This window comes from Pantoea sp. SOD02, from assembly GCF_024707505.1.
In the GTDB taxonomy this organism is placed as follows: domain Bacteria; phylum Pseudomonadota; class Gammaproteobacteria; order Enterobacterales; family Enterobacteriaceae; genus Pantoea; species Pantoea symbiotica.
In genome coordinates this window covers 2,265,853-2,277,410 of sequence record NZ_CP102604.1, presented here as the reverse complement: position 1 = coordinate 2,277,410, position 11,558 = coordinate 2,265,853, and the positions used below count along the sequence as shown (strand labels likewise).

Below are 11,558 nucleotides of genomic sequence, written 5' to 3'. Positions count from 1 at the left end.
TAAAAAATCCTGATTTTGGCTCTATTGCATGATTTCAGTGTGCAGCCAGGTAAAAAACATGTGAAATAAGTCGGTCGAATGTAAGATTTAAGTGGCGGTCGGGTTATGCTGTCTTGGGCTTGGTTAATAGTTAATTATTCTTTTGCTGCGACGAGGGGCTTATGCGCGTAGTGATTCTTGGTAGTGGTGTTGTAGGCGTGGCGAGCGCCTGGTACCTGGCGCAGGCCGGACATGAGGTCACGGTTATCGATCGTCAGCCTGCCGCCGCGCTGGAAACCAGCGCCGGTAATGCGGGGCAGATCTCACCGGGCTATGCCGCGCCTTGGGCGGCGCCGGGCGTTCCGCTGAAAGCGGTCAAATGGATGTTCCAGCGTCACGCGCCGCTGGCGGTTCGTCTCGATGGCAGTAAGTTCCAACTGGAATGGATGTGGAATATGCTGCGTAACTGCGACATGCAGCATTATCAAGAGAATAAAAGCCGCATGGTACGTATCGCGGAGTACAGCCGCGACTGCCTGAAAACACTGCGCGCCAGCACCGGCATCGCCTATGAAGGTCGTCAGGGCGGCACGCTGCAGCTGTTCCGTACGCAGCAACAGTTCGAAAGCGCCAGCAAAGATATCGCCGTGCTGCGCGATGCGGGCGTTCCCTATGAATTACTGGAAGCGCATCAGCTGAAAAATGTCGAACCCGCGCTAGCGGCGACGGCGCATAAACTCACCGGCGGTTTACGTCTCCCTAACGACGAAACCGGCGACTGCCAGCTGTTTACTCAGCGCCTGGCCGAAATGGCTGCGGCGGCGGGCGTGACCTTCCGCTACAACACGTCGGTTGATCAGTTGCTGCGCGAGGGCAATCGCATTTATGGCGTGAAGTGTGGCGATGAGGTGATTAAAGCCGATGCTTACGTGGTGGCGTTCGGTTCCTATTCCACCGCGCTGCTGAAAGACATCCTCGCCATCCCGGTTTATCCGCTGAAGGGTTATTCGTTGACCATCCCGATCAAGAACGCTGACGCTGCACCGGTTTCCACCATCCTCGACGAAACCTACAAAGTGGCTGTCACGCGCTTTGACGATCGCATCCGCGTGGGCGGCATGGCAGAAATTGTTGGTTTTAACACCAAACTGTTGCCGGCACGACGCGAAACGCTGGAGATGGTGGTCCGCGATCTCTATCCTGAAGGCGGATTTGTCGAACAGGCCACGTTCTGGACCGGATTGCGTCCAATGACGCCAGACGGTACGCCGATTGTCGGGCGCACGCCGCTCTCCAATCTCTATCTCAATACCGGCCACGGTACGCTGGGATGGACGATGGCCTGTGGTTCCGGTCAGCTTTTGGCTGATTTAATTTCCGGTCAGAAACCGGCGATTGCCGCAGATGATTTGTCAGTGCTGCGCTACCTGCCAGGTTTTGAGCCACATTCTTCGCCGCTGCGTAACGCCAGCGCGGCGCGCTGAGACCTCAGGGAGAGTAAAAGCATGTCACGTCCAACCGGTGCCACCATCAATCAACAGGCACTGCGTCATAATCTGGCTGTCGTACGCCAGGCGGCACCGCAATCACGCGTCTGGTCGGTGGTGAAAGCCAATGCGTATGGTCACGGTGTGGCCCGCGTGTGGCAAAGTCTGGCCGAAACCGACGGTTTTGCGCTGCTGAATATGGAAGAGGCGATCTTACTGCGGGAGCAGGGCTGGAAAAAGCCTATCCTGCTGTTGGAAGGCTTCTTCCATGCCGATGATTTAGCGCTGATCGATCGCTATCGCCTCACTACCAGCGTACACAGCAACTGGCAAATTCAGGCGCTAGCCAAAGCACAACTGTCGGCACCGGTCGATGTTTACCTCAAAATCAACAGCGGCATGAATCGACTTGGTTTCCGTCCAGAGCAGGCGCATGCGGCGTGGCAGAAACTGCGTGCTATGCCGAACGTCGGTGAAATGACGTTAATGGCGCACTTTGCCGATGCAGAGAATCCGCAAGGATTAGTTGAGCCGATGAAGTGCGTTGAACGGGCGGCGGAAGGGCTCGGATGCCCGCGTTCCTTGTCTAACTCAGCGGCTACGCTATGGCATCCTGAAGCGCATTTTGATTGGGTGCGTCCCGGCATTATTCTCTACGGTGCGTCACCGAGCGGTGACTGGCAGGATATCGCCAGCACCGGATTGCAACCGGTAATGACGCTCAGCAGCGAAATTATTGGTGTGCAGCAGCTGAATGCCGGTGAAGGCGTAGGTTACGGTTATCGCTATCACGCCAGCGGCGCGCAGCGTATCGGTATTGTCGCCTGCGGTTACGCCGATGGTTATCCGCGACATGCGCCAACCGGCACGCCAGTCAGCGTGGATGGCATCCGCACGCAAACGCTCGGCGCCATTTCTATGGACATGATGATGATCGATTTGGAACCTTGCCCGCAGGCCGGCATCGGTTCGAAGGTTGAGCTGTGGGGCAATCAGGTGAAGATCGATGAGGTGGCAAAAGCCGCCGGAACGGTGGGCTACGAGCTGATGTGCGCGCTCGCGCCACGCGTTCCGGTTGAGGTTATTTAAGCGCGGTCACGCGACCGTGCATCTTCTTGCTGCAGCGCCAGGCGGTCATGGCCAGCGCTGCACCCAGCAGCATCATCAATGCCAGTGACGATTTTTCCGCAACCGGCAATGCCACGATTGCCATGCTGCCGCCTGCACCACACGCCATCTGAATAAATCCTTGCAGTGCAGAAGCAACGCCCGCTTGCTGCTGATAAGGCTCCAGCGCGTAGCTGGTTGCGGGACCGACCGTGAACGCCAGGCCAGCAACGGAAACCGCCACCGGAATCATGTACAGCGACCAATGGTTTTGCCACGCTGCCGGTAATAGCGTGGTACCCATCATTAACAGAATCGCGCCGATCAACATGGTGGCGAAACCCATCGCCAGACAGAACGGGCGTCCCGCTTTGCGAATGGTTTTGTTCACGAAAGCGCTAACCAGCATGATCCAAAAACCATTGGCGCCAAAGGCAAATGAGAATTGTAGCGGCGTCAGGCCGCCTTCGGTCATCAGCACGTGTGGTGCCAGCGACACATAGGTCAGCACCATGCCTAGCGCGCCGGCATTGGCAAAAGCAAAGGCAAGGAAGCGCGGTTCACGGGCGATGGCAGCGTACTGCGCCAGCGGTAAACCTTTAACGCGCAACGTGTCAGCTGAACGCGTTTCCGGCAGCCACAGCATCACGATCAAGCCGATCACCACCGCATAGCCGCACAGGAACCAGAACGGCATACGCCAGCCGTAGGCTTCAGCCAGAATCCCGCCAAGCAGCGGTGCCAGCGCAGGTACGATATTCAGCGCACCATTGAGAAAGCCGTAAGCGCGTGCGGCATCTTCGCCGCTGAGACGATCGCGCACGCCACTAAATGCCACCACCGCAGTGCAGCACACGGCGCAGCCCTGAATGATGCGCGCAAGGAAGAACACCGGCCACAGCGTGCTGGTAGCGGCTATCGCGCTGCCAACGATGTAAAGCGCCAGACCAATCAAGGCGATCGGCTTGCGACCAAAATTATCCACCAGCGGACCGGTAATCAGTTGGCCGATGCCCATCACCAATAAAAACAGGGGAATTGTGATTTGGATAAGGCTCACCGGGCTATTAAGACCTTCGGCGATTTGCGGCAATGTAGGGAGGTAAAGATCAATGCCCAGCGGCGCCAGCAGCACCAGGCTAAGAAGTATTAAGGTGAATTTTTGCATTACGAACCGGACGACCTGTTAAACAATCCGGAAGGGTAATGACTCTTTGGGGAAAAAGAAAGGGATAAAAAAAGCGATGCCTGCCGAAGTGCACAGGCATCGCCTCGAGGGTATTAGTAAGCGCCGTCGCGACGGACCACTACGCCAGCGGTTTTGAACAGAATCGCAATGTCAGTCCACAATGCCCAGTTTTTCACGTACCAGGAATCGAAGTAAACGCGCGTATCGTAGTCGATGTCGTTACGGCCGCTGACCTGCCACAAGCCGGTCATGCCCGGTTTTGCCATCAGGTAGTAATCCACATCACCGGCATAACGCTCCAGTTCCGCTTCAATCACCGGACGCGGACCGACCAGACTCATTTCGCCGCGAATCACGTTCCACAACTGTGGCAGCTCATCAAGGCTGGTTTTGCGCAGGAAGTTACCAATTTTAGTCACGCGCGGATCGTTTTTCAGTTTGAAGTCACGATCCCATTCAGCACGCGCTTCCTCGCTGGTCGCCAGCAGATTTTGCAGCACTTCCTGCGAGTTGGTCACCATCGAGCGGAACTTGAGGCACTTAAACTTCACGCCATCTTGTCCAACGCGTTCATGGCCATAAATCGCATTGCCACCGTCACGTTTCACCATCGCACACAGCAGACCGAATACCGGACCGAGGAACAGCAGCAGCATGGATGCCACCACAATATCGAAGGTGCGTTTCAGGAAGCGTGAAGAGCGTTTTGCCAGGTTGTTGCTGACGCGTAAGATCATCACTTCATGGCTGAAGATGAATGACATGTCGGTGCCATACAGCGGCACGCCGCGCAGCGTTGGGATCACGGAAATCGAACGGCACTTCATTTTGGACAAGAACTTCAGCCATTTATCGCGCACCACTTGCTGCTCAAATTCTGTGGCGACGATAAATTGCGTGTTGTCACGGTCCATGGTTTGCCAGTTGATATCTTTCCAGGTGATAACCGGAACGCCATTCACTTTTTCGTGCTGTTGGTCATCATCCAGTGAAATGAACGCCTGCACGTTGTAACCCAGGATCTCTTCGCTCTGCAGCGCCGCATAGGCTTCCATTGCGTTTTTACCGGAACCAATAATGATGGTTTCCTTCTGCCACTGACCTGCACGATTGATCGCACGTTTTACCACGGCACGCATCAGCGGCAGCAGCAGCAGGGCGTAAGTCCAGCTGAACACCCAAACCATGCGCGAGAAGTCCCATTTTGAAAAGGCAATCAGCGCCAGATCAAGCAGAGAGAAGACGAACAGGGTTTTAATCACTTCTTTCAATTCAAACCAAAATGGTTTGCGATAGGTGTAGTGACGCATACGCACCCAGAACCAGGCGGTGCAAAGAATAGAAAGGCTAAATTGGGCAATAAATCGGTATTCAATCTGCTGAGGCGGAATAAACGTATCCAGTTCGCCCCAAATACCTTGAACGGTGGCGGCAGATAAAAACAATGCCAGATTTAACGCAATTAAATCCGAGAAACTAAGTGCGACTTTTGCGATGAGGTTTTTGCGCAGTCCGCTCCACGAGCGGGTTGCATCATTCATTATCAAAGTACTTGCCATAAAACCTGCTCTCTTTTCTTAAGTAAAAGATGGCCTGACCAGAATCAAGTACGCGCTCAGGAGTGATCCGCTGAAAAGCAGAAAGAATAATTCTTTCAGCGATTTATAAGTCTGTGCTGCCATAAGCGCTGCAAGGAAAGGACCGTTTGAGACGTGATGCACGTCACGAAAAGCTGCAGCAACGTTTAAGAGTATGCAGGAGTTATTTGACAGAGTTAATATGGAAATAGTCTGAAAAGGAAAAAAATGAGTAAAGAAATAATTGGCTATCTAATTGAAAAGTATCGTTAAAAGTTAATTAATCGCGGATATAACGCTTCATTTTAAGACAACTTTTCGGAATGACCGCCATTTCCATCAATGGCGGCGCCAGCCAGTCAGGCAGGTTTTTTCAGTACCCAAAGATCCTGCTGCTTGTCGTAGTGTCCGATTTGCAGATCGACAGCCTCTTCATCAATCCATGCCGGTACACTGGTATCCACATCCCAGCCGTCGAGTTGGTCACTCAGGCCGGGATTGGTATGGCACGGAATACTCACAGTATCGCCATTGTCAGTATTGAACTCTGCATCAACAATTTCATAACGACCAATCTTCACCACGTGTCCCATTACATTCTCCCGTATTAACTGGGTTGAATAGTGAGCATAGTCGTTCACACGCAGTTTACGAGCGATAATGGCCTCGGATTATTCCTTGTCTTCCATTACGCGTACGCCGATTTTCACGATTTGATTGTCCTCTTTTTCTGCCACCGTCCAGGTTAACTGGTTCCATTCCACCTGATCGCCAACCACCGGCGTACTGCCCAGCAAACTCATCACTAACTGTCCTAACGACTGCTGATCGTTGGTTTGTTCATCCAACTCCAGCCCGTAAATTTGCGCCACATCTTTCAAACGTGCCTCGGCATCGAGGATAAAGTCGCCGAAGAAACGTTGATCGAGCGAGACGGGCGGCGATTGGCTGAACATTTTACCCAATGCGGGGAGATCGCGTTCCCGGCCAATCACACACAGCACATCGCCTTCTTTCAGACGCGTGTTGCCATTGGGGTGCATCAACACATTGTCACGGAATAGAGCGGCGATGCGGGTTTCGCGGGGCATCTGCAAATCACGCAGCGCCGCGCCAACGCACCACTTGTCTGCGCCCAACTGGTAAATGAATTGCTCCCACGGATTTTCCGGATGGATATCCAGTCCCACCCGGCTAATCGGCGAGGCGGTTGGCGGCACCACTACTTTGGCGCGTTTGGCGGCATAGCCCAGCGACGTACCTTGCAGCATCAGCGATACCAGCACCACAAAGAAGGCGATGTTGAAATAGAGCTTGGCGTTTTCCAGTCCGGCCATCATCGGGAATACGGCGAGAATGATTGGCACCGCGCCACGCAAGCCCACCCAACTTATGAAGATACGTTCGCGTCCTGTAAAGCCTTTGAAAGGCAATAGGCCAACAAGAATGGACAGCGGGCGCGCTACCAGAATCAACCACAGTGACAGAATCATCGCCGGCACCGCGATGTGCCATAAATCGGACGGCGTCACCAGCAAACCCAGCACAATAAACATGCCGATTTGGCTCAGCCATGCCATGCCGTCAAAGGTTTGCAAAATACCGTGGCGGTTGCGAATCGGGCTGTTGCCCAGCAGGAAGCCGCAGAGATACACCGCCAGAATGCCGCTGCCTTCCATAACCGTGGTCAGCGCAAACACGATGATGCCGCCACTCACCGCCAGCAGCGGATATAAACCCTGCGCGAGATTGATGCGGTTTATCAACTGCTGCAGCGCCCAGCCGCCGCCAAGGCCTAATACGATGCCAAGACCAAACTGCTGCACCAGATGCACCACGAACATCCAGCTCAGGCCGGACTGGCCTTGCTGGATCATGTCAATCAGCGTGATGGTGAGAAACACCGCCATCGGGTCGTTGCTGCCAGATTCAATCTCCAGCGTGGAGCTGACACGTTCGTTGAGGCCTTTATCACCCAGCAGCGAGAATACTGCGGCGGCATCGGTGGAACCGATAATCGCGCCAATCAGGAAGCCCTGCATCAGGTCGAGCTTAAACAACCAGGCAGCGGCTACGCCGGTTAAACCTGCGGTGATCATCACGCCGACGGTCGCCAGCGATAGCGCCGGGCCGAGCGCCACTTTTAGCGAGGTCGCTTTGGTGCGCATACCGCCATCGAGCAAGATGATGGCTAACGCCAGGTTTGAGACCAGATAGGCAACCGGATAGTTATCAAACGCGATGCCACCAATGCCATCAATGCCGGCCAACATGCCGAGCGCGAGGAAGATCACCAGAATCGGAATGCCAAGGCGCGAGGAAAAGGAACTGAGTAAAATACTTGCTGCTACCAGCACGGACCCAATAATAAACACACTGTAAATCATGCTGGTATTCAACGGCGTTCTCCTGCGGCGGGGCAAAAAAGACAAACTGCGGGGGATTCACACAGACAAGGTGAAAAGATAATGCCTTATCAATAGCTTGTCAGCGCTTAATTGCACATTTTTTCATTCTGTGGGGCCATATCCCATATACAGCTAAATTTGTATGAAAAAACAACAAGGAATGGCGGGAAGTGAGCGGGGCTGCTGCAAAGAAAAAGCCGGTCAGTGACCGGCTTATAGACTTAGGCTTCTGCAGCCTGCTTGTGGAAAAGTTCTCTAAATACTGGATAGATGTCTTCTGGCTCGCGAATATGTTGGATTGCGAAGTTATCAAACATCGCCTGCAGATGCTCATACTCGCGCCACAAGGTCTGGTGCGCGCGGCGCGTGATTTCGATGTAGCTGTAATAACGCACAACCGGCAGAATATGCTTGGCTAAGATCTCGTGGCAGAGCGGTGAATCATCGGCCCAGTTGTCACCATCCGATGCTTGCGCCGCATAGATGTTCCACTGTGACGGGTCATAACGCTCTTTAACCACTTCATCCATCAACTTCAATGCACTGGATACAATGGTGCCGCCGGTTTCCTGCGAGTAGAAGAACTCCTGTTCGTCAACCTCTTTCGCCTGAGTGTGATGACGAATGTAAACCACGTCGACGTTCTTATAAGTACGGCTCAGGAACAGATACAGCAGAATATAGAAACGCTTCGCCATATCTTTGGTGGCTTGATCCATCGAACCTGATACGTCCATCAGGCAGAACATCACGGCCTGACTGGAGGGTTCTGGCCGCTTCTCGAAGTTTTTGTAGCGCAGATCAAAGGTATCGATAAACGGCACGCGATCGATGCGCGCGCGCAGCTCGGCGATCTCTTTCCGTAAACGCTCCTCTTCCAGTAACTGCGCCGGTTCGCTGTTTTCCACTTCGGTTAGCGTGGCTTCCAGCTCGTTTAACATGCGGCGTTTACCCGCCGTCATTGCGGTACGACGCGCCAATGAGTTTTGTAACGAACGCACCACGCTGATGTTGGCCGGCGTACCATTTGAGGTGTAGCCCGCGCGATGGGTTTTGTACTCGTTTAACTGACGATGCTGATTCTTACGCAGGTTCGGCAACGCCAAATCTTCGAACAGCAAATCGAGATATTCATCTTTAGAGATTTGGAAGACGAATTCATCCTGGCCTTCACCATCCTGACTGGCGTTGCCCTGGCCGCTACCACCGCTGCCGCCGCCACCTTGCGGGCGTTCAATGCGATCGTTTTGCACGAAATGGTCGTTCCCAGGATGAACGCGATGGCGACTGCCGCCACGGCCCTGGTGAAAACTCGGCTCATTGATATCGTCAATTGGAATCGAGACCGATTCGCCGCTCTCGACATCGGTCACCGAACGCTTATTGATGGCCTCGGAGATCGATTGCTTGATTTGCGACTTATAACGGCGCAGAAAGCGCTGCCGATTGACGGCGCTTTTATTCTTACCGTTGAGACGCCGATCGATAAAATAGGCCATAAAAATCCCCCAAACTGCATTGCAAGCTTAGGCCGGGAAAACCCGGCCTCCTGTTACAGCACCGAAGCACCGCGACGCTTACAGATAACGATTATGAAGATTTACGCACGCGCAGATACCACTCGCACAGCAGGCGAACTTGCTTGCGGGTATAGCCTTTTTCCATCATGCGATCGACAAAATCATCGTGTTTTTTCTGCTCGTCCGTTGAGGTTTTGGTATTGAACGAAATCACCGGCAGCAACTCTTCGGTGTTCGAGAACATTTTCTTCTCGATAACCGTGCGCAGTTTTTCGTAGCTGGTCCAGTTCGGATTGCGCCCACTATTCTGCGCGCGGGCACGCAGCACAAAATTGACAATCTCGTTACGGAAATCTTTCGGGTTACTGATCCCGGCAGGTTTCTCGATCTTTTCCAGCTCAGCGTTCAGCGATTCGCGGTCAAACAGCTGTCCGGTGTCAGGATCGCGGTACTCTTGATCCTGGATCCAGAAATCAGCGTAGGTGACGTAACGATCAAAGATGTTCTGACCGTATTCAGAGTAGGACTCCAGATACGCGGTCTGAATCTCTTTACCAATGAACTCGGCGTATTTCGGAATCAGGTAGCCTTTCAGGTGCTCCAGATACTTCTCGGCTTGATCCTGTGGGAACTGCTCGCGCTCAATTTGCTGCTCCAGTACGTAGAACAGGTGCACCGGGTTGGCCGCCACTTCGGCATGGTCGAAGTTGAACACGCGCGACAGGATTTTAAACGCGAAGCGGGTAGAAAGGCCGTTCATGCCCTCATCTACGCCTGCGTAATCGTGATACTCCTGCCAGGATTTGGCTTTTGGATCGGTATCTTTCAGGCTTTCGCCATCATAAACGCGCATTTTTGAGTAGATGCTGGAGTTTTCCGGCTCTTTCAAACGCGACAAAATGGAGAAGCGGGCCAGCGTTTCCAGCGTACCCGGCGCGCATGGCGCAGTGGTCAACTCACTGTGATCCAACAGTTTGTTGTAGATCTTGATCTCTTCGGAGACGCGTAAGCAGTAAGGCACTTTGACGATGTAAACACGGTCAAGGAACGCCTCATTGTTTTTGTTATTACGGAAGGTGACCCATTCTGATTCGTTGGAGTGCGCCAGAATGATGCCGTTGAACGGCAGGGCAGAGATCCCTTCAGTACCGTTGTAGTTACCTTCCTGCGTAGCGGTCAACAGCGGATGCAGCACTTTAATCGGTGCTTTAAACATCTCGACGAATTCCATCACGCCCTGGTTCGCGCGACACAGTGCACCAGAATAGCCATAAGCATCAGGATCGTTTTGCGCGTGATTTTCCAGTTTGCGGATATCGACTTTACCAACCAACGCAGAGATGTCCTGGTTGTTCTCATCACCCGGTTCAGTTTTGGCAATCGCCACCTGTTCCAGAATCGACGGCCACACTTTCACTACTTTGAAACGGGTAATATCGCCGCCAAACTCATGCAGACGTTTTGCCGCCCAAGGCGACATGATGGTGCCGAGATAACGCCGCGGCACGCCATACTCTTTTTCCAGAATATTGGCATCTTCCTGCGGGTTAAACAGGCAAAGTGGATGATCGTTTACCGGGCTACGTTCGCCGTCGGCACTCAGCACATAAATCGGTACACGCTGCATTAGCGCTTTCAGGCGCTCCGCCAGCGAGGATTTACCGCCGCCCACCGGGCCCAGTAAGTAAAGGATCTGTTTCTTCTCTTCCAAACCCTGCGCGGCGTGTTTCAGATAGGAGACGATTTGCTCAATCGCTTCCTCCATACCGTAAAACTCTTCGAAGGCAGGGTAGCGTCCCATGACGCGGTTGGAGAAGATGCGGGAAAGGCGTGGCTCTTGCGCAGTGTCAACCATCACCGGCTCACCGATGGCCATTAATAGTCGCTCTGCAGCGTTGGCGTATGCACTGCGATCCTGTTTACAGATGGCGAGGAATTCCTGCAATGAGAACTCTTCATCCTTGGCAGCTTCATAACGCTGACGATAGTGATCGAATATATTCATAGCGATGCCCGTCCTTTCGTTTTTAGCACAGGTAAAGGAGCGTAATAAAAGTTTGTAGCAGCTCCCGGAAGATATTCTTTATTGAGTACAGCAACCCTTATGCCAACCTGACGTTTTTTAATCGGGGTACACAATTCTTATGGTTACTCTGCTCGTACAAAAAAGTCTCGTCTTACATTTAACTGTAGAAGGCATTCAGAAAACCTGCAGCCACTTTTCTCCTTATTCAGCGATATATCAATAACAAAGTCTCATAAGCACCGAGGCAATCAACCTAAGCAGCTAG

General features: G+C 53.1%; 8 protein-coding genes. 2 read left to right on the top strand and 6 right to left on the bottom strand.

What is annotated here, in order from left to right:
* Window positions 1–161: 161 nt before the first annotated feature.
* Both NR302_RS10600 and dadX read left to right on the top strand, forming a co-directional pair.
* Complete coding sequence (locus tag NR302_RS10600) at window positions 162–1,463, top strand: D-amino acid dehydrogenase (RefSeq protein WP_008110371.1); 1,302 nt, start codon at window positions 162–164, stop codon at window positions 1,461–1,463.
* Between the two features lie 21 nt (window positions 1,464–1,484).
* Window positions 1,485–2,555: a catabolic alanine racemase DadX gene (dadX, locus tag NR302_RS10595; protein WP_154156347.1), complete on the top strand. Its 1,071-nt coding sequence runs from the start codon at window positions 1,485–1,487 to the stop codon at window positions 2,553–2,555.
* On the opposite strand, the gene NR302_RS10590 is transcribed toward dadX, so the two are convergent.
* The 6 genes from NR302_RS10590 to yeaG all read right to left on the bottom strand — a co-directional run bounded on the left by NR302_RS10590 (window position 2,548) and on the right by yeaG (window position 11,272).
* The gene (locus NR302_RS10590; protein ID WP_258143422.1) at window positions 2,548–3,741 is read right to left on the bottom strand and encodes a multidrug effflux MFS transporter; all 1,194 of its coding nucleotides are present in this window, start codon (window positions 3,739–3,741) and stop codon (window positions 2,548–2,550) included. The genes dadX and NR302_RS10590 overlap by 8 nt on opposite strands.
* 113 nt (window positions 3,742–3,854) lie before the next feature.
* Entirely contained in the window at window positions 3,855–5,321 is a 1,467-nt protein-coding gene (gene wbaP, locus NR302_RS10585; RefSeq protein WP_008110368.1) for an undecaprenyl-phosphate galactose phosphotransferase WbaP, read from the bottom strand.
* Between the two features lie 377 nt (window positions 5,322–5,698).
* Window positions 5,699–5,932 (bottom strand): DUF1480 family protein, encoded by a 234-nt coding sequence (locus tag NR302_RS10580; RefSeq protein ID WP_008110367.1) that lies wholly within the window; start codon window positions 5,930–5,932, stop codon window positions 5,699–5,701.
* Between the two features lie 78 nt (window positions 5,933–6,010).
* Entirely contained in the window at window positions 6,011–7,738 is a 1,728-nt protein-coding gene (locus NR302_RS10575) for a potassium/proton antiporter (protein WP_008110366.1), read from the bottom strand.
* Window positions 7,739–7,968: 230 nt separating this feature from the next.
* A complete protein-coding gene (locus NR302_RS10570; protein WP_258143421.1) occupies window positions 7,969–9,246 on the bottom strand; it encodes a YeaH/YhbH family protein in 1,278 nt (425 codons plus the stop codon).
* 91 nt (window positions 9,247–9,337) lie between these two features.
* Window positions 9,338–11,272: a protein kinase YeaG gene (gene yeaG, locus NR302_RS10565; protein WP_008110364.1), complete on the bottom strand. Its 1,935-nt coding sequence runs from the start codon at window positions 11,270–11,272 to the stop codon at window positions 9,338–9,340.
* Window positions 11,273–11,558 lie beyond the last annotated feature (286 nt).